Origin of the sequence: Cytobacillus sp. FSL K6-0129 (assembly GCF_038007625.1) — a bacterium.
GTDB classification, from domain to species: domain Bacteria; phylum Bacillota; class Bacilli; order Bacillales; family Cytobacillaceae; genus Cytobacillus; species Cytobacillus kochii.
The window spans coordinates 836,242-861,784 of sequence record NZ_JBBOXM010000001.1 but is presented as its reverse complement, the minus strand read 5'-3'; the positions used below and the strand labels follow the sequence as shown (position 1 = coordinate 861,784).

The following is a 25,543-nucleotide window of genomic DNA, read 5'->3' as shown; positions in this document are numbered from 1 at the left end:
TGTCGATAAAAACGAAAGTATTATCAACAGCATTCATTTTAGGAATGCTAGCGAGTCCTATTCAAGGACAAGTTTATGCAAATGAATCACAAACCAAACTGAATAGCCACTCATCTAATCTTACTGAACATATGCAGGCAAGTGAAATTGTTCAGCCTAAACAAGTACTTGAAAGCTATCTTCTTTCTAAAAGTAAGCAATTTAATTTATCTAATAAACAAATAAGCGAAAGTTTTACAGTAAAAGATTATGAGTTTGACAAAAATGAAAACTTTCATCACTATCGTTTGCAACAATTATATAAAGGTATTCCTATATATGGAGCAGAACAAACTTTTAATATTAGAACAGATAGCGATAAAGTTAGTTTTTACGGTGAAGTGGTTTCAGACATCGATATTGATATAAAAACTTCATCCGAACAAATAAGTGAAAAAAAGGCTATTTCCATTGCAACAGCAGGAATAGAAGCATCAATTGGCGAAGTAAAACAATATGATAGTGAAGTAACAGCAGAAAAATTCATTTACAAGTTTAATGATAACTATTATCCTGTTTATCTTGTGAAAGCTTCCACCACCTCTCCGGAAGTAGGGTATTGGCATTACTTTGTAAATATAGAGAATGGGCAGATTATTGATTCCTTTAATGCAGCAAATGAAATAACGGCATTTGGTTATGGTGTATTCGGAGATAAACAAATGTTTAAGGCATCTTACATTGATGGTTTGTTTAAAATGTATGACCAAACAAGAGGTGATGGGGTCATTACATACGATTATGATAATAATATTAATGAAGATATTGTTAGTAGAAGTAAGTTATTTACTGATGGTGCTGCAGTTGATGCTCATGCCAATTCTCAAAAGACATACGACTATTACCAAAAAACCTTTGATCGCAACTCTGTAGATGATCAAGGGCAAAGATTACTCTCCCGTGTCCATGTTGGGGATAATTGGAACAATGCTTCTTGGAATGGTGTATATATGTCTTATGGAGATGGTGATGGTATTAGATTTCATCCGCTAGCTGGTGGTCTCGATGTGGCTGCACATGAAATGTCTCACGGTGTCATTCAACATACAGCAGGGTTAATTTACCGCAATGAATCAGGTGCGTTGAATGAATCATTTGCTGATATATTCGGTGCTATGGTCGATCGAGATGATTGGATTATCGGTGAAGATATTATGGCGAATGGGGCGATTGGATTACGCTCTATGGAAGACCCAGCTAGTTTAATTGAGAATAGAACACAACAACCTTATCCAGATCATTGGGATAGAAGGTATACAGGCTCTCTTGATAATGGTGGTGTCCATATTAATAGTAGTATTAATAATAAAGCTGCTTACCTTGTCTCTGAAGGGGGAGAGCATTACGGAGTGGAAGTAACTGGTGTTGGCCGAGAAAAAACAGAACAAATTTATTATCGGGCCTTATCGGTTTATTTAACACCAAATTCAACATTTGCCATGATGAGACAAGCTGCCATCGATGCTGCAGAAGATCTCTATGGTGAAGATTCAGCGGCAGTTACTGCAGTTGAACAAGCTTATAATGCTGTTGGCGTTCAGTAATTAAAACATGCTGGGGAAATGATCTTTGTTCCCCAGCCCTTGAAAGAAAAGGGGATATAACATGAAGCGCAATGGAAAAATTGTTTTATTACTCTCTGTTCTGTCTATCTATTCTCTCATTTTGACTTTCCATTCAGTTTTAATAGGACAAACAAAAGCAAGTTATACATATTCAACCTCCGTTGATGTAAATGTAGAGAGTAAAGTCTGGTCATCTAATGCAGAAGTAGGCGATAGTGAGAAAAAACGAGAGACAGAAAATGAGCATGAAAAGGAAAATGACCAAGGGATAGAAAAGCAAGAGGATGAAAAGATGCCAAAAGAAGATAAGCAACAGCAGGAGGAGCAAAACGAAAGTACTGAAGAAGAAGAAGAAAAAAAAGTCGATGTTGAACATAACCAAGAAGAACTGGAAGAAGAGGAAGTTAGTAACGAAAAACCATCTTCTGATGACGAAATTGAACAAACACTGGAAGAAGAGGAAGTTGAATAAATGAGAAAGGTACTTAATTGGTTTAGTACGGCTTTGACAGTTTTCTTAATGGTGATAGTTATCGTGTTAGCGGTTGTTGTTGTTGCTGCTAAAGCATCAGGCGGGGAACCAACAATTTTAGGGTACCAATTAAAGTCTGTGTTATCTGGTTCTATGGAACCAACGTTTCAAACAGGTGCAGTTATTGCCGTTAAACCATTAGAGCAGGATGAAAAGCAATCTTTACAAAAGCAAGATATTATCACTTTTCAAAGTGAAGAAGGCATTCCTGTTACCCATCGTATTCATAATGTTATCCATAGTGGCGTGCACACCATGTATGAAACAAAAGGAGATAATAATAATACAATTGATAAAGATCTCGTACTTTCCGACAATGTAACAGCTAAGTATACCGGCTTTACTATCCCTTACGCAGGCTATTTTACACAATTCGCACAGTCTAGGGAGGGAAGCGCGTTATTATTAATTGTTCCAGGTGTTTTCTTACTTATATATGCTTTATTTTTAATTATAACGGGTTTAAAGTCCATTCAAAATCAACAGTAAGGAAACCTCACGAGAACAACTACCTAGGAGGTTTCTATTTTATATTTCTTATCGATTGTTACTAGGTATTGAGATCAATTTAAAGTAATAAATCGTGTTGAAGCAATATAAATGATGGAATAGACCACATTAATCGGGAGTGTATAAATTCAACTGATCTAACGATAATGTCGTCATTCACAGCTAAAAGTTTCAGGAGAAAAATAAAGATAAACGCCGTGCTATATGCACGGCGTTTATCTTATATTTACACTTTTACCGACTTTTTTCCTGTCGTTTGCACATCTAATACATCTAGTAAGAAGACAAACACTGGTATACCGACAATAAGTCCCCATACGCCAAAGAAATGTTCGCCAAAAATCAATACGATAAAAGTATAGAAGACAGGTAAATTGGTTTTTGATGACATTAGCTTTGGATTAAGTATATATGCTTCGATTGCGTGAATAATCATAATAACGACTAATAAATAAATGACTAGCATGAATCCACCAATCGTATATCCGATTAAACTTAATGGCACCAATGATATAATCACGCCCGCAACTGGTATTAAGCCTAAAAAGAAAATAAGAATAGATAGTCCCATTAAATGGGGGAAATCCATTATCCATAGTGCAAATGTTGTTAATGCACAGTTCACAAGGGCAATAATAAATTGTGCCTCAATTACTTTGCCAAAAGTTTGAACAAACTTAGAACCAAAGTAAGCAATCTCATTATAAAATGGTGCAACTTTGCTATATTTGAATTTGTTTGTAAAGGCCATCAATTTCGGCTTCTCTAAAACGAAGAAAATACTTAAAATAAGTGAAATCAAAAATTGTATGCCAAATGAACTTATATCAGAGAAGTATTTCAGTAGAACCGTGACCCCTTGTTCTAAATAAGATGATATTTCATTTCGTTCATATAATTCAGTAATATAGTTCATGATAATATTGTCGTGCTTTTGGCTAAAGAAGCTTTGCATTTGTCCAATCAGTTGCGAGATTTCAAAAATAATAACTGGTAAATATCTGCTGATTCCAACAGTAAATATCGCAATAATGAATAAGTAAAGACCGATTACTGTGAATTTTCGATTTATGTTCACTTTCTTCAAGACAAGATTTACTAAGCGGTCCATTAGAAAGGAAATAATAAACGTAATAAGGATGACATTAATCATACTTCTCATTAAAAATAATGCGAATACGAGAATTGCAAAAATAATAACTCTTTTAATCCCGCTGCTTTGTAACCAATTCTTTAAATTTTCCATTTTCACATTCCCCCTATAAAATCTTCAACAATAAAGCATCTTTTTATATAAGGAGATTAGATAAATAACTGGATTGATACTGGACTGGTAGTTGAAATCGATCCTGTTTTGATTGTTGGTTCTCCTGAATGATGCTATGGGGTTCTTCTAAGCGAACAAAATCATTGATTTTATGTACAATAGGATTATTTTCTTTTGGTATAACAATCTCCGTAGGCTTTTTAAATGTAGCAATAGTAGCCGTTAATTGAACATCATCATCATAATGTAGAGAACGATGTTCGTTTATATCCTCAGTAAAAAATGGCGTAATGAACATATAGCAAATGAACATCATTGATAAACATATCTTATACAAAACCTACATCCTCTCAGTATTTCCTTCTATTTATTATTCTATCCTACTTTTTTTTAATTTCATATATTTTTCTTTAGATAAAAAAATATAATAGCTTGTTCTAACATATGCACAATACTTGTCATAAATGTGCTAATTGGAATAAAGTGGTTTAGGACAATTCTACTTTCCATCGAATGATTTTAAGTAAGTCATGACAAAATAAGAATTCATCAAATGTGTTGAGGTGAAATGATGAAAAGTCATATGCGAAAGATAACTGTCGTTTTCTTTATCCTTCCTATCATTGGATGGCTCTTCGGGTTTTCGCTATTTACTAGTGTTTATGCCTCATCAGCTCCGGTTAAATTACGGATTCTCCAGACAACAGATATGCATGGTCATTTAATGGATGAAAACGATGAAGGCGAATCTGTTAGCGATTTTGGACTTGTTAGAACCGCAACCTTAATTAAAAATGAACGTAATGAAAACAAAAATGTCCTGTTATTTGATACTGGTGATATCTTAGAAGGAAATGCCTTTGCAGATTATATATTTCAAACAAGATTGATGCATTTAGGACAAACTCACCCGGTTATTAATGTCATGAACACACTAAGGTATGATGCCATGACACTCGGAAATCATGAATTCAATTATGGTATCGGCTTTTTAACAGAAAGCTTAAGAGATGCGACTTTTCCCATTATAAGTAGCAATATATACAATGAGGATATGACGAAAAACATCTTTGATGATGTTTCATATATGAACCCATATGTGATTCTTGATCGGACATTGGTCGATGCCAATGGGGATGAACGTGCAATTAAAATTGGTGTGATTGGTTTTTTAACCCCTATTGTCGCCGATTGGAATAGTAATTATTTTAAGCAAAAGCTAAAAATGAGGACAATCACTGAAACGGCTAATCAGTATATTCCACAAATGAAAGCAAAAGGAGCAGATATCATCATTGCTTTAGCTCATGTTGGTGTGAATGCCGATAAGGGCCTTTCTGCGCAAGAAGGGAATAGTGTCAATGAATTAAAATCGATTGAGAATATTGATGTGATTCTATTTGGACATAGCCATAATATTTTTCCAGAAAAACCGAATGAATGGTTTCAATCTCAGACAACACCATTCATTGTTCAAGCGGGGCATTGGGGAAATCATTTAGGAAGAATAGAACTTGAGTTAACTCAAAATGGAAATAAGTGGATTATTGAAGGAGGAGCTACTTCTGTAATCCCAATTTATAAGCAAGTTAAAGGAAAAAAAGTACCTAATGTTTCTAAAGATAAGCAAGTAGAGGCATTAATAAAGAGGCCCTATAAAGAGTTAAAGAGTTTCCGCAAGTGGCACGCGCATTGATTGTAAACGGAAGAATGACAAATGAAAATCAAAATATAATAAAGAAAATATATGAAGCATTTCAGTTAAAAGTTGGGGAGTTTAAAACTCCTTTTTTTCTTCGTCTCATTTTGTAGGAATGATGGCTCCAGTTACTGCATTTTAATCGCTATTGTTGTAGTTTTCGTTTTCCTTAATTTTGATAAGTTTTAAAACGGTAAATAATATACTGTTCTTCTTGGTAATCGGGTCCGATATCTATAGTGTATACGCGATGCTGAACTTCTTTACTTTGGCAACCATTAAAAATCAGACAAGTAGTATGTTTGTGAATGAACACCTTCTTTAATCATTGTCACTATTTTTTCGCGTTTTGTCTTTAACACCGTAAGATAGATTTCTCTTTTTCTGCAGGCTAAAAGGAAGTGTAATGAACATTTTTAGTTCTTCTGACCACTTTCTTTGCCTTGCTAGAGTTAAAAAAGGCATACCAAAGGATTTGAGGGTAGATAAGTGGATAAATACACAAATTAACGAAAGAATAAAACCAAAAATACCAAAAGAATAGCTTATTAATAAAACAGCAATTCTTAAGAAGAAGACATTACCTGTAAGACTGGCATTGACAAGAGTAAACCCTGCGATGGCCGTTATTCCTACAACAATGAGTAGCGTCGGCGAGGTTATACCAGCTCTGATTGCTGCATCACCAATGATTAATCCCCCTATAACAGCAACTGTTTGTCCAATTCCTTTTGGCAGTCTTGCACCCGCTTCTTTAAACAACTCAAACATAATAAAGATTGTAATCATTTCTAATAATGTAGAAAACGGCAAACCCATCTTTGCAATCGTAATAGTGGCAATAAACGGCAAAGGTAATTGTCCAACATTATGCATAACGAGTGCTGTATAAAAACCTGGTAAAAACACCGTCAGGAATAAGCTTAGTAAACGTATCATTCGTTCTACAGAGGAGTAATAAAAGCTAATATTACTATCTTCGGCTGTTTTAACAAGAAAGCTCAAGTTGATGGGGGCGATAATCACTGTTGGGGCACCATCAATAATAATTGAAAACCTTCCTTGATTGAGTGATTCAACAACAAAATCAGGCCGTCCTGAGAAATTTGTAAGTGGTAGTAGTGAGAATTTATTATCTACTAGTAACTCTTCCAATTCATCACGACTTTGCAAAATATCGACATCAATGTTATTTAGTTTCTCTCGGACATCGTTAATTACTTGTTCATTCATCACATCTTTAATATATAGAAGTGCAACCCTCGTATTTGACCGACGTCCAATTACAAACTCTTCATTAACGAACGAGGGGGTTTTTAACCTTTTACGTACAAGCCCAAGGTTAGTGTCAATATTTTCGATGAAACCGTCTTTCGGCCCAGTTACTGATACTTCAATAACGGATTCTTCTGGTTGTCTATTTGGTTCTTCTTTTACATCATAATAATAAATGCGTTCACGGAAGTTTGATATCACAGCTAATTTACCACAAAATACTTGGTTAATTAATTCTTCTTTTGTTAATTTAGCTTTTAAACTGTAGTCACTTTGTATGTAGTTATAAAGTTTTTCACTTTCCCTTTCCTCATCCATTAAATAAGGAATCACAAGAGAGTGGACTAATTTTATATTTACAATGGGACGGCAATAGATAATAATTAGCTCTCCCTTAGGAGTATGACGAACAGGGATGCTCTTGATGTGTATATCTGCAGAATGGTTAAAGATTTCTGCTAACTTTTCTTTAGTAAAAAGGGATTGCTCATACAAGCTCTTCATCCTCCTAGGAATAATTGTTTATTCTTAAAGATATATATAGAAACCATAATAAATTGAATAGGAAGAACAATAGTTGATATGGGTAAGAAGTAACGAAAAACAAAATTATAAAATTGGTCTTGATCTAACGGCATAACAACTGCAATGAATAACAAAATAAAAATGATAGAGATGGGTGTTCTGTTTTTCCCCCCTTTCGTAAGAATTTGAGAGGTGAGGTAGATAAAAAATCCAATTCGGATCGTAGCACCTGAAAGCCATTGGAAAATAGCAAAAAAGTCTGTATGAGAAATATATCTTCCAATAGATATTATTCGCCACTCTTCAAATGCTGGGTACCTAAATTCGGAAGCGTATTTAGGACCAAATTCCACTATCGCTCCAATTGCAGGCCCAATCATTAACCCGATAATAAGTAAACCCAGAATGATTAAATGTTTAATTTTAATCATTCCTTTCATATAGGGTAGGAAAAACAAAACAAAAGCAATCTCAATAATCGGTAAACTTGTGTAAAGCATTCCCTTTAGAATATCTAGTACACCCTCTTGGAATATGGGTAATAACAACTCATAATGTTTTTTCTTCATATTGGCGAAAGAAACAAAAAATCCTAAAAATACGACGGCTGGTAGTAACAAGCGGCTAATAATGGCCATTGATTCTACACCGGAAAAACTACAATAGAAGCAGGCAATTAATAGTACACCGCCAATGATCATACTGGAGAAATTCTGCATAAAACTTAGCTGTGACCAATAGATAATTTCTTTTGTAGAGACAAAGGCAGAAATTATTAAATATACGAGTAAAGGGAAGAATAAAATATAGAATTTGAATCTCCCTAATTGTTCACTAATAATTCGAATAAATGGTGTTCCTTTAACTGTTTGCCCCACTTTATAAATAAGAGGGGTGAATAGAATCAAAGGAATAATGGCAAGTAACATACTGATCCATGTATCGCGTCTAGAAGTAGACAATACAGCAGGAATAATTTCAACATGAGCAAATAAACCGATGCCGAGAATAATAATATAGGCAATGCTAATAAAGCTTAGTTTTTGATTCACAATTACTCACCTGTTTTTTTCCTTATTGTTTCAGCAATTCCAATTATTATGCGTAGATAAAAATATCTATATATATTTATTATTGTGTATTGATTATCAGTTTTTTTTAATCTAGAATTACTAAGGAATATCTTATAGAAGAAGGAGATTGAAATGTCAGACCAAACTATTATTCGTTTTGAAAACGTAACAAAGCAATATGACAATGACCCGGCTGTCTTAAATGATGTTTCATTTGAAATAGAGCGTGGGAAATTCTATACTTTGCTCGGTCCTTCTGGATGCGGAAAAACGACCATACTTCGCTTAATTGCCGGATTTATTTCGCCATCAAAAGGTAATATTTATTTTAATAATAAAAAGGTAAATGAAGTACCTGCAAATAAAAGACAAGTGAATACTGTCTTTCAGGATTATGCACTTTTTCCTCATTTGAATGTCTTTGAAAACGTAGCATTTGGACTTAGAATAAAAAAATTAAAATCTGAAATGATTAATCAAAAAGTAATAGAAGCTTTGAAATTTGTAAACTTAGAAGGATATGAAAAAAGAGAGATAAAAGAGATGTCAGGTGGGCAAAGGCAACGTGTTGCGATTGCGCGAGCGATTGTTAATGAACCTGAGCTTATTCTTCTTGATGAACCATTATCTGCACTAGATTTAAAGTTGCGAACAGAAATGCAATATGAATTGCGAGAATTACAAAGAAATTTAGGCATCACCTTTATTTTTGTGACACACGATCAAGAAGAGGCATTAGCGATGTCCGATGAAATTTTTGTTCTGAATAACGGTAAAATAGAACAGAGTGGGACGCCTAATGATATTTATGATGAGCCGATTAACCGTTTTGTTGCCGATTTTATCGGTGAATCTAATATTGTCGAAGGTGTAATGGTTGAAGATTATGTCGTTCGGTTTACAGGCAAAACATTTGATTGTGTTGATGGCGGTTTAAATCCAAATGAAACGGTTGAGATTGTCATTCGCCCCGAAGATTTAGAAATTACTAGTCCTAATGTAGGTAAGTTAAAGGTGAAAGTAGACTCACAATTATTTAGAGGCGTACATTATGAGATAAGTTGTTATGATGAAGATGGCAATGAGTGGCTCGTTCACTCGACAAAAAAAGCAATTGTCGGAAGTGAAATTGGTCTCAACTTTGAGCCAGAAGACATACACGTCATGCGTCTTGGTGAAACAGAAGAGGAATTCGATAAGCGTCTTGAAGCATATGAAGAGGGAAGTTATGAAAGCTAAATCTCGTAATTATTATTTAATTCCTTATGTTTTATGGATTGCTCTTTTTGTTATCACACCAATTGTCCTAGTCGTATATTATTCTTTTTTTAATATAGAAGGTGAATTTTCCTTAGAGAACTACCAAAAATTCTTTACACCAGTTTATTTAAAAATGACACTTAGCTCCTTTTGGTACGCGTTTTTAATTACATTTTTCACGTTATTAATCGCTTATCCAACTGCTTATTTATTAACAAAAACAAAGCATAAACAACTATGGTTACTCCTTATTATCGTTCCTTCATGGATCAATTTATTATTAAAGGCTTATGCATTTATTGGTATTTTTGGCACATACGGTGCAGCGAATAAATTTCTTGAAGTGATGGGTGTAGGTGGGAAGCAAATTTTATTTACTGACTTTAGTTTTGTGTTTGTTTCTGTTTATATCTTTTTACCGTTTATGATTTTACCAATATTTAATGCACTAGATGAACTGAACCCATCTTTTATTGATGCTTCAAAAGATTTAGGTGCTTCAAGCTGGCGAACCTTTTCTCGTGTCGTTTTCCCTTTGACTTTAGATGGGGTGAAATCAGGATGTCAAATCGTATTCATCCCTGCCCTCTCTTTGTTCATGCTGACAAGGTTAATCGCAGGAAACCGAGTGATTACATTAGGAACCGCAATTGAGCAACATTTTCTCGTGACGCAAGACTGGGGAATGGGAGCAACCATTGCTGTTTTCTTAATTATCTTTATGGTTGTCATTATGCTTCTTACTGGTAGAAGAAAGAGAGGCGAAATGAGATGAAGAAATTTAAATGGTCCTCTCTTTATTTAATCATTGTTTTTATGGTTTTATATGCACCGATTTTTTATCTGATTTTTTATTCTTTCAATAGTGGCGGTGACATGTATCACTTTGAAGGGTTTACATTGGATTGGTATAAAGAAATATTTAATGACACTAGGCTACTCATTATAGTATTAAATACAATTATTGTTGCCCTGCTTTCATCAGCTATATCAACAGTTTTAGGGGTAGCTGGCGCTTTGGCCATTTATTATGCAAGAAGAAGAAGAACAAAAAATACTTTATTGTCGTTAAATAATGTTTTAATTGTTAGTCCAGATGTTATTATCGGCGCATCTTTTCTCATTTTTTTCACAATGATTGGTATAAAGCTTGGCTTTATTTCCGTCTTATTGGCACATATCGCCTTTAGTGTACCAATTGTTGTCTTAATGGTATTACCTAAGTTAGAAGAAATGAGTACGAGTATCATTTATGCGGCACTGGATTTAGGAGCAAGTCGATTAGATGTGTTAACAAAGGTTGTATTACCTTATATTACACCTGGTATATTTGCTGGTTTCTTCATGGCACTTACTTATTCTTTGGATGATTTCGCTGTCACCTTTTTTGTGACCGGTAATGGATTTTCAACTCTTTCAGTAGAAATTTATGCATTGGCGAGACAAGGGGTATCTCTAAGTATTAATGCTTTATCAGCCTTGTTATTTTTATTCACCATGCTTTTAGTTGTTGGTTATTACTTTATAACAAAGAAAACGAGCAAGATAGGTCGAATGGGGGTTAGAAAATGAAAAACCTCATACGTGCTTTGTCACTTGTATTAATTGTTTCTTTTGTCTTGTTGTATATCGTTCACCGCTTAAATACTGCACAAGGATATACAGGTGAGAACACGATTACTGTTTATAACTGGGGAGATTATATAGACCCTGAATTATTAGACCAATTTGAAGATGAAACAGGTATCAAAGTAATATACGAAACCTTTGATTCAAATGAAGCCATGTTAACAAAAATCGAACAAGGTGGAACTTCATACGATATAGCGGTACCTTCAGAATACATGATTGACAAAATGAAACAGGAGGATTTACTTCTCCCCATTGATCATGCACAACTGCCGAATTTGAAAAATATTGATCCACGTTTTCTTGATTTAGCTTTTGATGAGAACAATGAATATTCTATTCCTTATTTTTGGGGAACAGTAGGTATTCTCTATCATCCTGATAAAGTAAGTGATGAAATTGATTTTAAACAATGGGACGATCTTTGGCATCCAAGCTTGAAAAATGATGTATTACTTGTTGATGGAGCGAGAGAGGTCATAGGTTTTGGATTGAATAGTCTCGAGTATTCATTAAACGAAACAGATAAAGCAAGATTACTGGAAGCGAAGAATAAACTGGATACATTAACACCAAATATTAAAGCCATCGTTGGTGATGAAATTAAATTATTAATGCAAAATAATGAAGCGGCCGTTGCTGTTTTATGGTCTGGAACTGCCCAAGATGCGATGTGGGAAAATGAATCACTGGAATATATGGTTCCTGAAGAAGGATCGAACCTTTGGTTTGACAACATGGTCATCCCAAAAACAACAAAAAATAAAGAAGCGGCTCATCAATTTATTAATTTTATGCTAGATCCGAAAGTTGCTGCGCAAAACGCTGAATATGTAGGTTACTCAACACCGAATAAAGCAGCTCTTCCTCATATGGATGAGGAAACAACGAGTGATGAGCGCTTCTATCCAGATGAAGAGCAAACAGCTAAGTTAGAGGTATACGAGAACCTAGGTAAACAAATGCTTGCTTATTATAACGAACTATTTCTTGAATTTAAAATGCATCGTAAATAAACAATAAAATAAAAAGGAACAGAAAAGATCGTCATAGCAGCCGAAAAGCGGACAAATTTCAATGGTGGAATTTGTCCGCTTTTTTAATGGAAGAGTACAATGAAATGCTTATAAGCAACAAATGCTGTTCGTACTTTATGATTATTTTGGCGAAAACAATGGTGGCATTTAAAAATGCTGAGCCGTTAAATTTATAGGAAGGGTAACGGACGTGAGAGCTAGCCATGCTTGGATAAAAAATAAAGAACTTACTCTAAATATAAAAGAAATATATGGCAGTTGAAACTTTTTCTCTATAAAGCATTGAAATAACTGAAAAATTGTGATAATTTACTATAAATAAGAAGTTAACACTTCTAATATATTGCATAAAAAGTACAGACTTCATTTTGAGGTAGGTGTTCAGGTGAATCTGAAAGAAGTTATTACAGGGAGCTATGAAAAACTTTCGAAAACCCAGCAGAAATTAGCAAGTTATTTACTAGACAATTATCAAGATATAGCCGTATTGTCTGCAAGTGAATTAGGTAAAAAAGCAGGTGTGAGCGAAACCACTGTCATCCGTTTTTGTTATCGAATAGGATTATCAGGATATACTCAATTACAAAAAGAAGTTCGTGAGCAATTATTTCATGATAAAAGCAGTTTGGATTCTTATATTCAAATGAAGCAACCATTTGTTGGCGAACCACATTTTCTTGAAAAAGTGATGAACATGGATGCAGAGCGAATCACACAAGCCATTCAGACAATAGATGAAGCGAAATTTGATTTGACTATTGAGCAATTAAAATCAGCCCAAAAGATTTATATTATTGGTGCAAGAACATCATTTGCTGCTGCAAGCTGGTTAGCATTTACATTAGGGCTTGTGAAGGATGATGTCCATCTTATTCGAACAGAGTCCGATGATTTATTGAAAATCCTCCATTCGATGGATGAAACTTCAGTAGTGGTTTCAATCAGCTTTCATCGTTATGTGAAAAGCACGACTGATTTTACAAAGCAAGCAAAAAGCAGAAATGCCAAAGTTGTTGGCATTACTGATACGCCACTATCTCCATTAAAAAACAATGTCGACATTCTCATTCCACTTTTTTCAGGAAAGAAACCTACACTTGATTCTACTCCAGTGCTTTTTTCATTCTTGAATGCGTTGATTGCGGCAATGATGACAGAGAATAAAGGGTCATTTAAAGAAGAAAAGGATTACTACAATAAAGTATTCCATGATTATTTTGAGTCCAGTTAACAGATTAAAGAGGTGAAAGAATTGCAGGAACTTGAAGCACTAAAGCCAAAATTAACAAACATATTTAATCATCTCCATCAAAATCCGGAAATAAGTTGGCAAGAAACAAAAACGACAACATTTATTGCTGAAGTTTTAAAAAAAGAAGGGATCCTGTTTCAAACCTTGCCAAAAACGACAGGACTTGTTGCCGAAATAGGTAGCGGTGAAAATGCCATTGGCGTTAGAACTGATATAGATGCATTGTGGCAGGAAGTCGATGGAGTAATGCAGGCCAATCATTCGTGTGGGCATGATGCACATATGACCATGGCGATTGGTACATTACTTGTACTACATCGTTTGAATGCTCATAAAAAAGGCAGGGTTAAATTTCTATTCCAACCAGCTGAAGAAAAAGGTACTGGTGCATTAAAGTTTATTGAAGAGGGATTAATAGACGATTTGAGCTATTTATACGGTGTACATCTAAGGCCGATTCAGGAGTTGAGAGATGGTCAATGTTCACCAGCAATTATGCACGGAGCTGGACGGTTCATTACTGGAGAAATTATTGGTGAAGATGCCCATGGAGCGAGACCTCACCTCGGGCAAAGCGCGATTGAAATAGGTGCAGCGATTGTTCAAGAATTAAATCGGATTAAATTAAATCCTATGGTTCCGCATTCAGTTAAAATGACGAAGTTCCAAGCCGGTGGTGAGTCAAGTAATATTATCCCAGGTAAAGCACATTTCAGTTTAGATTTAAGGGCACAAACAAATGAAGTGATGCAACAATTAGCAACTAAAGTAGATGCGATATTTGCTCATATTTCTTCTCTTCACGAGGTAGAAATTCATTATAAAACAACGGCTGATATTGCTGCTGCACAAGTAGATACTGACGCAGTGCAATTAATGAGTCAGGCAATTGTTGATACAATCGGTAAAGACAAAATGATTCCACCAATTATCACATCTGGAGGAGAAGATTTTCATTTTTATACTTTGAAAAGACCTGAATTGAAAGCAACGATGCTCGGACTTGGTTGTGGATTATCTCCTGGCTTACATCATCCTGAAATGAATTTTAACCATGAAGCGATATTTACGGGTATCGAAATTCTTGTCAAAACCGTCTTAAATACGTTAGAAAAAGAAGGTGCGTAACCCATGCTCACTAGCTTAGAGATAAAAAAATTGACCACGATAGAAGAGATGGAAACAATCCAAAAGTTAGAGCGAGACGTATGGGGAATGGATCCCATTCCTGTTCATCAAACAGCAACAGCAATAAAAAACGGTGGTCTCATGCTAGGCGCCTTTGATGAAAATGAATTGATTGGGTTTAGCTATGGCTTTCCTGGTTATGCAAATGGAGAAGCTTTTCTTTGTTCTCATATGCTCGGTATCCATCAAAGCTATCGTGATAAAGGAATTGGTGCTCTACTAAAAGTTGCACAGAGGGAAGCTGCTGAGGAAATGGGATACAATCTGATTCGTTGGACATTTGATCCTTTACAAAGCAGGAATGCTTACTTGAATTTATCAAAACTAAATGGTATTTGTAATGATTATCTTGTGAATTGTTATGGTGAAATGGTAGATGGAATTAATAAAGGCTTACCAAGCGATCGTTTCAACATAGAGTGGCGAATCAGCAGTTCACATGTCAAACAACAACTTAACTATGATGTGACACCGATATATCCATTTGAAGTTTTGAATCGAAACGATTTTCCTGCGATAAACGATATGGAACAAACTTTACAAACCATTGATTATAATGAAATGAGTATTGCTGTCCCCATTCCCGCGGAGTTTATGGAAATTAAAAAACATAATCCTTCACTAGCTAAGGAATGGCGACAGGTGACAAGAAGAATTTTTCAGCAATTATTTCAGCATGGGTACACCGCGTATGATGTCCAAAAAAATAATCACGTAAGCTATATCATCACTATCAAAAGACAAAAATTACTATTAGATGTGAGGAGAAGAGATCAATGAAATTAAAGGAAGTAAAGTTACGCCATCTAAAAATGACAATGAAAGCACCATTTGCCACTAGCTTTGGATCTTTTCAAGATAAAGAGTTTATCTTATTAGAAGCAACTGATGAATTAGGTAATACTGGTTGGGGAGAATCTGTTGCTTTTGAGGTGCCTTGGTATAATGAAGAAACCTTTAAAACGAATTGGCATATGCTTGAGGATTTTCTCATTCCAGCATTATTAAATAAGGAAATTACTCATCCAGATGAAGTAAATGAAATCTTTTCTTCTATTAGAAAAAACAATATGGCCAAGTCTACAATAGAAGGCGCTGTTTGGGATCTATATGCAAAAAGAAATCAAATCCCTTTGGCTAAGGCACTTGGTGGAGAAAAGAAGAAGATTGAAGTAGGTATCAGTATCGGCATACAGAAATCTGTAGAAGATTTACTACAATTAATTGAGGGCTATGTAAATGAAGGCTATAAAAGAATGAAAGTAAAAATTAAGCCGGGCTGGGACATAGATGTGATGAGACAAGTGAGAGAGAAGTTTCCTGATATTCTACTAATGGCTGATGCAAACTCTGCTTATCGTTTATCAGATATTCAGCATCTTAAACAATTAGATGAGTTCAATTTAATGATGATTGAGCAACCTTTAGCTTCGGATGATATTGTTGATCATGCTAAACTTCAAGCTGAAATGAAAACGCCGATATGTCTAGATGAAAGCATCCATTCGTTGGAGGATACACGAAAAGCTGTGGAGTTGGGTAGTTGCAAAATCATTAACATCAAAATTGGACGAGTAGGCGGCTTAACAGAAGCAAAGAAAATTCATGACTATTGTCAAGAACAAGGAATTGCTGTTTGGTGTGGAGGAATGTTAGAGTCAGGCGTTGGAAGAGCTCATAATGTTGCTTTAACCACTTTAGCCAATTTTATTATGCCTGGTGACACTGCAGGTTCCTCAAGATATTGGGAAAAGGATATCATAACACCTGAGGTTGTTGTCGAAGACGGATATATTACCGTACCTGAAAACGACGGAATAGGTTACGCCCCAGATTTAGCGGTCATTGAAAAATATACAATAATGGAAAAAACATATCAATAATGTCTAATAAGAAAGCCAGCTGTGTGTATATAGGCAGCTGCTTTCATTATGATAAAATATCAGAAAATTCAATATAAGGATGAGGTTTTATGAGAAAAATCATTCAAATAGCAGGTGCTTATATTGGTACAATCATTGGAGCTGGTTTTGCATCTGGACAAGAGGTATTGCAATTTTTCACTAATTTTGGCTGGTTAGGTTTTATTGGTACAATAGCCGCTACGATTTTATTCATTTTTCTCGGTATGAATATTACGCAAATAGGTAGTAGGCTACAAACAGAATCTCACAAAGATGTTGTTCACTATATTTGTGGAAAATATATAGGAAGAGTAGTGGATTTTATTATTACTTTCTTTTTATTCGGTGTGGCAACAATTATGTTTGCAGGTGCAGGTTCAACATTTGAACAACAATTTGGTATTGCGAGTCAAATAGGAAGTTTAATCATGGTCCTGTTAACAGTGTTCACTTGTTTTGTAAACGTGAATCGAGTCATGACTATAATCGGTAGTATCACTCCTTTTCTTCTCATGCTTGTCATGATTATTTCAGCGTATGCTCTATTTACAGCTGATGCAAACTTCTCACAATTGAGTCTCGTAGCTCAAGAAGGTAGTCCAGCAGCACCACATTGGTTACTAGGTGCAGTACTTTATGTTTCCTATAACATTACATGTGGAGTGGCGATGCTAGCGGTTATGGGTGGCACAACTAAAAACGCGAAACAAGCAGGTTGGGGCGGAGTTCTTGGTGGTCTGGGTCTTGGTCTTATGCTAATACTCATTAATGTCGGAATGTTCACAAGAATAGAAGATGTGGCAACACTCGATATTCCGATGCTCTATTTAGCAAATGAAATCTCTCCAATCATTGGTGTGTTGATGACAATTATTCTTTTAGGAATGATCTATAACACTGCCGTTGGAATGATCTATAGCTTTACTTCAAGGATAGTGAAAAGAGAAAGCAAACACTTTAAATGGGCAGTTCTTGCCATTAGTTTGACATCGTTTGTCTCTAGTTTCTTTGGATTTACTAACTTAGTTGGTATCCTGTATCCGATTACTGGTTATTTAGGTTTAGTTCTTATTGCTGCTGTAATCATCGCGTGGGTTCGAAATAGAAAAACGTCCTACACGCAAGTAGAAAAAAAATCAGCTTTATAAAAAACAAATGCAATTTTCTTCAAAGTTATGGGAAATTTAACTTTGAGGAGTGATGAGATGAAACGATTATTGTTCATAAGCTTGATAGTTCATATCATGTTATTTCCATTAATGAGTAAAGGCAGTTTCGCACAAGTTGATGAAGGGGGGAAGCCTTCTTTATCAATTGTGATTGATGATTTAGGTAACCATATGAATGGAACAGAAGATATTCTTAATTTACAGGCAAAGTTAACTGTTGCGATTATGCCGTTTATGCCTTCAACAACTGCAGATGCCAATGCAGCATTTGAAAAAGGTCACGAAGTAATCGTTCATATGCCGATGGAGCCCAAAGTAGGGAAAAAAAGTTGGTTAGGTCCAGGAGCGATTACTGCTGATCTGAGTGATGAAGAAATTCGCAAAAGAGTAGAGGACGCAATTGAGAATGTACCACATGCTGTTGGAATGAATCATCATATGGGGTCGAAAATCACTGAAGATAAAAGAATTATGCAAATTGTGCTAGAGGTTTGTGCTGAAAGGGGATTATATTATCTTGATAGTAAAACCACTGGCAAGAGTGTCATACCAGAAATAGCAGAAGAGCTACACTTACCTTATCTAGAGAACAATCTTTTTTTTGATGACACTTATTCCGTCAGTCACATTGAAAAACAAACTCAGAGACTGGAGAATAGACTTAAAACTGAAAACCGCCTAATTGCGATAGGGCATGTTGGCGTTTCGGGACCAATGATGGTTACCGTATTAAATCGACATATTGAGCATTTGAAGGAAAAGGCTCATATCATTCCTTTATCTGAACAGATTGAAGGAAGTGAATGGCTTCGTTAATAGAATGGTTCCGAGAAGTTAAGAACTAACTTATGAAAAGATATATTAGAAGTGATAATTTTAGATGAAGCGATTATCACTTCTAATATATAAGGAAATAAGGACTTTATTCTCTTGTTATTTCCTAGGCAAGCGCAAGAAGTGACATATTCCTTCTTCATTGAGGGAAATGCGACATCGTTAGACAGAATCTGATGTGGAAAAATACAAATGAATGGCTGTTCCTTCGTTCTCATTACTTTCTATTTCATATTTCCCATTCATTTTTTTAATAATATCAAAGGCAATCATTAAACCAAGGCCAGTTCCCCTTGTTTTTGTTGAAAAATACGGTTGTCCGATTCGTGATAACTCCTCTTTTGACATTCCTTTCCCATTATCTCGAACCGTAATTTTTACTTTGTTTTTTAAGGAAATAACCTCAATCTCTACCGTACCATTTTCATTAATGGCTTCAATAGCATTTTTAATAAAATTAATTAGCAGTTGTTTTAACTCATTAGCATTTCCATCTATATAAATGGGGTAGTGGGTTATTTTACACTGCAATTGAATATTAGACAGATGGGCATATGATTTCATAAATTCAGTTACATCTTGAATGTTAGGAATAAGATCAAATGTTATTACAGTGTTATTAGCAGGTTTTGATAAAGTGAGAAAATCATTAATCATTTGATTGGTTCGTTCTAGTTCTTTTAAAGAGACTTCGATGTACTGTATTTGTGTCTTAGTAAGATTTTGCTCAGCGTGCATTAATTGCATAAATCCTTTTACAGTAGTCATTGGGTTTCTTATTTCATGAGCGATGGATGCAGCTAATTGACTAATCGCATTGAGTTTATCTGCCGCTTGGATCGTCTCTCTCATTAATAAATGAGATTGGTGCATTTCAATCATATAAATAATCAATATTAATGTTAAAGCGTAAACGAAGACAAGAAATAATGCTTGAATAAAAAATTGTGTTTCTTGATTCTTAAAAAATATAATCATTCTAGTACTGGCGATAGGAATATAAAATAATAATCCTATCAATATTTTCTTTCTTAAAGAACTTTTTTGGTAAAATTTTGTTAGTAAATGAAATATGAAAGCGAGGACGAGATAATTGACTATGAGAAATACATCGCTAGTATCGCTTTCAATCAAACGGTAAATAAGAGCGAAAAATAATAAGCATAAGCCGGTATACTTATGAACATAGAAAAAACAAATAAAAATGGGTATGTACATTAAATCAAAAACAGTATGGTTAGAAAGATGCACTGGAAAAAGAATAGTTAAGGTTAAGGAAAGTAAAATAGAAACAAAAAAAATGCCAACTTTCTTTTTATGATGATATTTAGAAGGGACAATTATTTTTGTTATTGGTATAATCATTAAAATCAAAAAATGCAGTATAATATTTGTGATGAATTCATACAAAAGCATCATTCCTAACATGGTTATATATTCATATATAAACATTATACATTTAGTTGGATATTCCTGCTTCATTTTGTCGAATAATAGAATCGTTGAGGAGAGGGAAGAAGTAAAAAATGAACACTTTCAACAGGCGGTTGAAAGTGTTCATTTATATGTGTTGGCATATTCATTTGTTTCGTACTAATTGTTCAATTACATCTCCATCTAATGTTTCATAAGACATGAGGGCGTGAACAATGTCTGCATGCGCCTTACTATGTTCGAGTAGTAAGGACTCTGCTCGTTTTAATGCTTGAAAATAAAGTGATTGTAATAATTCGTCTTTACGCTTTGATTCAAAAGAAAGGGTGAATCCATCTTCTAAGAGACCGTTTTCAACCATCTGTTCTAATAGTTGCTTTGCTTGTTGGACATCCCCACTAACACCGATACTATGCTCTCCTAATAGTTGTCTTTCTGCTACTCCTCCACCTAAAATCATTGCCACTTGATCAAGCAGTTCACTAAAAGTAGATAAATGGAGTTCTTTTTGAATAGGTGCAACATAACCCAATGCTTGGCCACGAGGAATAATGGTCGCTTTTCTAACTGAACCCGGTTTTGTCACAGCTGCAATGAGGGCATGGCCCGCTTCATGGATGGCTACTCTTCGCTTAATATTTACATCTTGTAAAGGTAGGCTGCTATTTCCTAGTATAGTTCGGTCCAATGCAAAATTGAGATCATCTTTTGTAATTTCTTTATGATTATTGAGTATTGCTTTTCTACTTGCTGTTTCAAACAGAGAATGGAGATCAGCTCCAGAAAAACCGGATGTTGATTCAGCTAAAACAGTAAGTGAAGCTGAGACATCACTGGCAAGTTGTCGATTTTTTGCATGAATATCAATGATTTCTTTTCTTCCTTTCAAATCAGGTAACTGAATATGAAAGCTGAAGTCAATTCTGCCTGGTCGAAGAAAGGCATCATCTAGCATATCTTTTCTGTTCGTTGCTGCAATAAATAAAATACCATCATTTGATAGCCCGCCATCCAATTGAACGAGTAATTCCGTTAATGTTTTTTCACTTTCTTCCCCGCCATGAGGCTTTCTTTTGCCTGCCAAAGCATCTACCTCGTCAATAAAAATAACAGCAGGTTGATTCTTGCGGGCATTTTGAAAAAGTGAACGTACCCTTGCAGCACCAATACCAACAAACATTTCATTAAAAGCAGAACCACTTGAAGAGTAAAATTGCGCATTTAATTCCTTAGCTATTGCTTGTGCAAGCAATGTTTTACCAGTGCCAGGAGGGCCATAAAGAAGAATCCCTTTAGGAGGCTTAATCCCTAATTCTACTGCTTTAGCTGGCGACTTTAAGGATGATATGGTTTGTAATAATTCATCCTTCATTTCTGGTTGCAAGCCTCCAACATCATTTAATGTTGTCGAGGGGAGCGGTTTCGCTTTAGATACAGATTGTTTTAGTTGATTGGTTGCACCCATTTTTCCTGATTTAAACAAATAAATAACTGTTGCAATTAATAATGATAAGAAAGCAATAATAATCCATATACTATATGAGTTAGTCGCAGCATATTTATATTCTATTGGATAAGTAGCGACAAGGTTTTCAACTTTATCACTATTAGGTGTGATATGAGAAATAAATTTTTTCTCGTCTATTACCACTTCTATTTTTCCGTTTTTATATTCCTTCATTTCAATGTCAGCTTGGGAATAATTTTGTATATTGGCTTCTAATTGAGAGAAGGGGATTGTATGAGTGGTTGGTTTATTCATCAAATAATAGGTGATAAAAATAGCTAACATAAATAACAGTGATATAAGAATGAGAGTTGCACGTTTTATTTTATGTGACAAATTTATAACCCCCAAAAAAATTAATATCAAACATGTTTTGGTAATGTAAATATATGTCCATTATAAAGGGAGAGAAAAGCTATTTTTAGTATAAAACGTTGTTAACATAGGAATATAATGCATAATTTGTGAAGAAAATAAGTGGTGAAACCGTTATTTTTGTCAAAAATAAGGCTAAAAGTAAAATCAAACTATAATTATTTGCATAATATAATAAAAAATAACTAATTAATCGAAAAGTCAACCATAAAAAAGAGATAATTTTGTCAAATTCGCGAAAAAATATTGACATAATTGTGAACAGGGTGGATAATGGATGAAAAGGAGGATGATGGAAATGAATACATCAAAAGCTATGTTAAAAGCAGTTAAGTATTATGGAGGTACATTATTGATTGCCGGAATCATCATCTTTTCGATCGGATTCTTTGGAAACGTTTCCAGTACGTTAACTGGTATTGGTATTGGTACGGTAATGGGAGCCATTTTTGTCTTTTTAATGGGCGTCTTTTTTGTAGCTACAGAGGAAGTATTAGAAAAGACAGGTAGAAGAAAATCTAAACTAGATACATTAGCAAAAGTAACAGCAACATCAATTAAAACAAAGTAGGAGCGCCCGAAAGAGGACGCTCCTTTTTTATTTATTGAATTTGGTAAGTCCAAACCATTGTTAGTAGGGAACCAAGAATGGTGAAGATTGCAATTAATACACCATAGTAAATTGTAATATAGATGGCGTTTTTATCTTCTGATTCACCAGCATGCATGAATAGTACTAATTGTAGCCCTGCTTGAATAAAAGCAGTTACAAGTAAGATTGTCATTCCAACTGCAAATGACATATCAAAGAAGTAAACCATTAGGGCAACAGCTGTTAGCACGAGTGAAAAGATAAATCCCATCACTTGTTTCATCGGGAATAATTCTTTCATCATTACATCATTCCTTTCAGATAGACGAAGCTGAAGATGAAGATCCAAACAACGTCTAGGAAGTGCCAGTAAAGAGAGAAGATAAATGACTTATTCGTTGTTCTTGGTGTTAAGCCATATTTCTTTACTTGAATTAGGATACATGTTCCCCAGAATAACCCGAAAGTTACGTGCGCGCCGTGTGTTCCTAAAGTGGTTAATAGGATTGCACTAAATGCACTTGTTTGTAGTCCTGCGCCAACATGAACATAATGAACGAATTCATAAATTTCAACACCGAGGAAGATAGCCCCAAGTACGATTGTTGCAATAAAGAATCCCATCATTGCTTTTTGGCGACCAAGTCTCATCGCGTGAACCATGAGGCCAATTGTGAAACTACTTGTTAATAGAACGAGTGTTTCAATTAATACAGGTGTGATTTCAAAAATTTCAGCACCCGATGGGCCATCACCTGTACCACCTGACAAAATAAAGTAAGATGCAAATAATGTTGCAAATAACATAACTTCCGCACCGAGGAAAATCCAGAAGCCAAGAATCTTTAAGCGATTTTCATCAGTACTGTACTCAAGAGGGAGAGAGTGATCAATCTTCATTATCTTTTACCTCCCAATTCTTTTTCTGTTTCTTCTATTTCTTCAATAGAAATATATCTTCCATGATCATTTTCAAATGATTGATAAGCCATACAAGCGAAAATACCTAGTGTACAAATAATTAACGGAATCCACATTGCAAAGACGAACGAGAATCCCCACATGAAGAAGATAATTCCCATAATGAATGGAATACCACTGTTGTTCGGCATGTGAATCTTTTCAATTTTATCTGGGAATAACGGTGTGCCTTTTTTCTTTGAATCCCAGAATGTTTCATAGGAATCGATCTTAGGCATAGTTGCAAAATTATACTCAGGAACTGGCGTATGTGTAGCCCATTCAAGTGTACGTGCATCCCAAGGATCTGATCCAATATCTCTTGGTGCATAACGGAAACTATAGTAAATATTATAAACGATTAACGCAAATCCAGCTGCTAACATAAGGGCGCCAACCATAGAAATCATATTCCAAATACCAAATCCACTTGCTTCAGAATAAGTGTACATACGTCTAGCTTGACCATCTAAACCAGAGATGAACATTGGCATAAAGGCAACTAATGTACCAATCGCAATAATCCAAGCGCCGATTTTACCAAGACGATCATTTAACATGAAGCCGAACATTTTTGGCCAGTAGTAATAAAGGGCAGCTAGCATTGCGAACACAACCCCAGGAATGATTACCATATGGAAGTGAGCAACTAAGAACATTGTATTATGGTATTGATAGTCAGCTGCTGACATACCAAGCATAACCCCTGTTACACCACCAAGTGTGAAAAGTGGGATAAACAACATTGAGTAAAGCATTGGCGTTGTCATCACGATTTTACCTTTATACAGTGTTAACAACCAGTTGAATATTTTTACACCGGTAGGTACTGCTATTGCCATCGTTGTAATAGAGAAAATACTGTTAACGAAAGCGCCTTGACCCATTGTAAAGAAGTGGTGAACCCATACAACGAATGATAATAGTGAAATGATTACCATTGAAGCAACCATTGATTTATAACCATATAGGTTACGTCTAGCGAAAGTAGAGATTACCTCACTGTAAATACCGAATGCAGGCAAGATTAAGATATATACTTCAGGGTGTCCCCAAACCCAGAAAAGGTTGGCCCATAACATATCCATACCGCCATTTGTTGATGCAAAGAAATGTGTACCGAATAAACGATCTAATGTACCCATTGCAAGCGCAACTGTTAATACAGGGAAAGCAAATACGATAATAACGTTCGTAATTAATGCTGACCAAGTAAACATTGGCATTTTCATTAATGTCATGCCTGGAGCACGCATTTTCAAGATTGTCGTCATAAAGTTGATACCTGTTGCTAATGTACCTAGACCGGCAATCTGTATCGCAATCATATAATAGTTCGTACCGACAGAGGTACTAAATTCATTATCTGCTAACGGGAAGTAAGATGTCCAACCCGCATCTGGTGATCCTCCGATAACGAAAGAGATATTAAATAACATTGCACCGGCAAAGAATAACCAGAAGCTAAGTGCATTAAGACGTGGGAACGCAACATCGCGAGCCCCAATTTGCAGTGGAACAACAAAGTTCATAAACCCGATAATAAATGGCATAGCCATGAAGAGAATCATAACAACACCATGTGTAGTGAATATCTCGTTATAATGCTGTGCATCAAGCAATTTGTTCTCAGGTGCTGATAATTGCGCACGCATCATAATTGCGTCAGCGCCTCCTCGGAATAGCATGAGGATCGCTGCAATAATATACATAATACCTAATCGTTTATGGTCAACAGTTGTTAACCATTCACGCCATAAATAACCCCATTTTTTAAAATATGTTATCCCAACTACAATGGCAATAGAAACAATTGCAATTGCTACCATTGAAGCATAAATAGCTGGACTTGGATGTGGTATGGCAAAACGTTCAAAGAACTCCATCCTGTATACTCCTTTCAGAAGATGTCAATAG

At 35.1% G+C, this 25,543-nt stretch carries 24 protein-coding genes; 15 read left to right on the top strand and 9 right to left on the bottom strand.

Features of this window, described 5'->3' with window-relative positions:
• The first annotated feature begins 5 nt into the window (after nt 1–5).
• The 3 genes from MHI57_RS04175 (at nt 6) to sipW (ending at nt 2,625) form a co-directional block, all read left to right on the top strand.
• Nucleotides 6–1,583, top strand: a complete 1,578-nt coding sequence (locus tag MHI57_RS04175; RefSeq protein ID WP_445293214.1) for a M4 family metallopeptidase — start codon at nt 6–8, stop codon at nt 1,581–1,583.
• A gap of 61 nt (nt 1,584–1,644) precedes the next feature.
• Nucleotides 1,645–2,076 carry a hypothetical protein gene (locus MHI57_RS04170; RefSeq protein WP_095373106.1) on the top strand — a complete coding sequence of 144 codons (432 nt, stop codon included), beginning with the start codon at nt 1,645–1,647 and terminating at the stop codon, nt 2,074–2,076.
• On the top strand, nt 2,077–2,625 hold the full coding sequence (gene sipW, locus MHI57_RS04165; RefSeq protein ID WP_340975192.1) for a signal peptidase I SipW: 549 nt from the start codon (nt 2,077–2,079) through the stop codon (nt 2,623–2,625).
• Between the two features lie 247 nt (nt 2,626–2,872).
• Here the strand turns inward: sipW and MHI57_RS04160 are convergent, their stop codons facing one another.
• Both MHI57_RS04160 and MHI57_RS04155 read right to left on the bottom strand, forming a co-directional pair.
• Complete coding sequence (locus tag MHI57_RS04160; protein WP_095373108.1) at nt 2,873–3,892, bottom strand: AI-2E family transporter; 1,020 nt, start codon at nt 3,890–3,892, stop codon at nt 2,873–2,875.
• 43 nt (nt 3,893–3,935) lie between these two features.
• Nucleotides 3,936–4,250: a hypothetical protein gene (locus MHI57_RS04155; protein ID WP_328198019.1), complete on the bottom strand. Its 315-nt coding sequence runs from the start codon at nt 4,248–4,250 to the stop codon at nt 3,936–3,938.
• A 234-nt stretch (nt 4,251–4,484) separates the two neighbouring features.
• On the opposite strand from MHI57_RS04155, the gene MHI57_RS04150 reads away from it, so the two are divergent.
• Nucleotides 4,485–5,609 (top strand): metallophosphoesterase, encoded by a 1,125-nt coding sequence (locus MHI57_RS04150; RefSeq protein ID WP_340975191.1) that lies wholly within the window; start codon nt 4,485–4,487, stop codon nt 5,607–5,609.
• Nucleotides 5,610–5,933: 324 nt separating this feature from the next.
• On the opposite strand, the gene MHI57_RS04145 is transcribed toward MHI57_RS04150, so the two are convergent.
• Complete coding sequence (locus MHI57_RS04145) at nt 5,934–7,382, bottom strand: spore germination protein (RefSeq protein ID WP_307313612.1); 1,449 nt, start codon at nt 7,380–7,382, stop codon at nt 5,934–5,936.
• A gap of 5 nt (nt 7,383–7,387) precedes the next feature.
• The gene (locus MHI57_RS04140) at nt 7,388–8,464 is read right to left on the bottom strand and encodes an endospore germination permease (RefSeq protein ID WP_340975189.1); all 1,077 of its coding nucleotides are present in this window, start codon (nt 8,462–8,464) and stop codon (nt 7,388–7,390) included.
• Between the two features lie 153 nt (nt 8,465–8,617).
• On the opposite strand from MHI57_RS04140, the gene MHI57_RS04135 reads away from it, so the two are divergent.
• The 10 genes from MHI57_RS04135 (at nt 8,618) to MHI57_RS04090 (ending at nt 18,740) form a co-directional block, all read left to right on the top strand.
• Nucleotides 8,618–9,724 (top strand): ABC transporter ATP-binding protein, encoded by a 1,107-nt coding sequence (locus MHI57_RS04135; RefSeq protein WP_095373113.1) that lies wholly within the window; start codon nt 8,618–8,620, stop codon nt 9,722–9,724.
• Entirely contained in the window at nt 9,714–10,520 is an 807-nt protein-coding gene (locus tag MHI57_RS04130) for an ABC transporter permease (RefSeq protein WP_095373114.1), read from the top strand. The genes MHI57_RS04135 and MHI57_RS04130 overlap by 11 nt, the downstream gene beginning before the upstream one ends.
• The gene (locus MHI57_RS04125) at nt 10,517–11,317 is read left to right on the top strand and encodes an ABC transporter permease (protein ID WP_095373115.1); all 801 of its coding nucleotides are present in this window, start codon (nt 10,517–10,519) and stop codon (nt 11,315–11,317) included. Before MHI57_RS04130 ends, MHI57_RS04125 begins: the two co-directional genes overlap by 4 nt.
• The gene (locus MHI57_RS04120; RefSeq protein WP_307313620.1) at nt 11,314–12,390 is read left to right on the top strand and encodes an ABC transporter substrate-binding protein; all 1,077 of its coding nucleotides are present in this window, start codon (nt 11,314–11,316) and stop codon (nt 12,388–12,390) included. Before MHI57_RS04125 ends, MHI57_RS04120 begins: the two co-directional genes overlap by 4 nt.
• A 406-nt stretch (nt 12,391–12,796) precedes the next feature.
• The gene (locus tag MHI57_RS04115) at nt 12,797–13,642 is read left to right on the top strand and encodes a MurR/RpiR family transcriptional regulator (protein ID WP_340975185.1); all 846 of its coding nucleotides are present in this window, start codon (nt 12,797–12,799) and stop codon (nt 13,640–13,642) included.
• Between the two features lie 12 nt (nt 13,643–13,654).
• Nucleotides 13,655–14,791 carry a M20 peptidase aminoacylase family protein gene (locus tag MHI57_RS04110; protein WP_340975184.1) on the top strand — a complete coding sequence of 379 codons (1,137 nt, stop codon included), beginning with the start codon at nt 13,655–13,657 and terminating at the stop codon, nt 14,789–14,791.
• Between the two features lie 30 nt (nt 14,792–14,821).
• Nucleotides 14,822–15,631: a GNAT family N-acetyltransferase gene (locus tag MHI57_RS04105; protein WP_340975182.1), complete on the top strand. Its 810-nt coding sequence runs from the start codon at nt 14,822–14,824 to the stop codon at nt 15,629–15,631.
• Nucleotides 15,628–16,734, top strand: coding sequence for an o-succinylbenzoate synthase (gene menC, locus MHI57_RS04100; RefSeq protein ID WP_095373119.1), 1,107 nt, complete (start codon nt 15,628–15,630; stop codon nt 16,732–16,734). The genes MHI57_RS04105 and menC overlap by 4 nt, the downstream gene beginning before the upstream one ends.
• Nucleotides 16,735–16,823: 89 nt before the next feature.
• Nucleotides 16,824–17,903: a YkvI family membrane protein gene (locus MHI57_RS04095; RefSeq protein WP_328198027.1), complete on the top strand. Its 1,080-nt coding sequence runs from the start codon at nt 16,824–16,826 to the stop codon at nt 17,901–17,903.
• A gap of 57 nt (nt 17,904–17,960) precedes the next feature.
• Complete coding sequence (locus MHI57_RS04090) at nt 17,961–18,740, top strand: divergent polysaccharide deacetylase family protein (RefSeq protein WP_445293193.1); 780 nt, start codon at nt 17,961–17,963, stop codon at nt 18,738–18,740.
• A 180-nt stretch (nt 18,741–18,920) separates the two neighbouring features.
• On the opposite strand, the gene MHI57_RS04085 is transcribed toward MHI57_RS04090, so the two are convergent.
• Together MHI57_RS04085 and MHI57_RS04080 are read right to left on the bottom strand one after the other, a co-directional pair.
• Entirely contained in the window at nt 18,921–19,778 is an 858-nt protein-coding gene (locus tag MHI57_RS04085) for an ATP-binding protein (protein WP_180316964.1), read from the bottom strand.
• Nucleotides 19,779–20,337: 559 nt separating this feature from the next.
• On the bottom strand, nt 20,338–21,984 hold the full coding sequence (locus tag MHI57_RS04080; protein WP_445293213.1) for an AAA family ATPase: 1,647 nt from the start codon (nt 21,982–21,984) through the stop codon (nt 20,338–20,340).
• A 388-nt stretch (nt 21,985–22,372) separates the two neighbouring features.
• Here MHI57_RS04080 and MHI57_RS04075 point away from each other — a divergent pair, with 388 nt between their 5' ends.
• Complete coding sequence (locus tag MHI57_RS04075) at nt 22,373–22,645, top strand: hypothetical protein (protein WP_095373123.1); 273 nt, start codon at nt 22,373–22,375, stop codon at nt 22,643–22,645.
• 31 nt (nt 22,646–22,676) lie between these two features.
• On the opposite strand, the gene qoxD is transcribed toward MHI57_RS04075, so the two are convergent.
• The 3 genes from qoxD to qoxB are packed head-to-tail and all read right to left on the bottom strand — an operon-like array spanning nt 22,677 to nt 25,512.
• A complete protein-coding gene (gene qoxD, locus MHI57_RS04070) occupies nt 22,677–22,967 on the bottom strand; it encodes a cytochrome aa3 quinol oxidase subunit IV (protein WP_095373680.1) in 291 nt (96 codons plus the stop codon).
• A gap of 2 nt (nt 22,968–22,969) precedes the next feature.
• On the bottom strand, nt 22,970–23,566 hold the full coding sequence (gene qoxC, locus MHI57_RS04065; protein WP_095373124.1) for a cytochrome aa3 quinol oxidase subunit III: 597 nt from the start codon (nt 23,564–23,566) through the stop codon (nt 22,970–22,972).
• A complete protein-coding gene (gene qoxB / locus MHI57_RS04060; protein ID WP_307313633.1) occupies nt 23,566–25,512 on the bottom strand; it encodes a cytochrome aa3 quinol oxidase subunit I in 1,947 nt (648 codons plus the stop codon). The genes qoxC and qoxB overlap by 1 nt, the downstream gene beginning before the upstream one ends.
• Between the last annotated feature and the right edge of the window lie 31 nt (nt 25,513–25,543).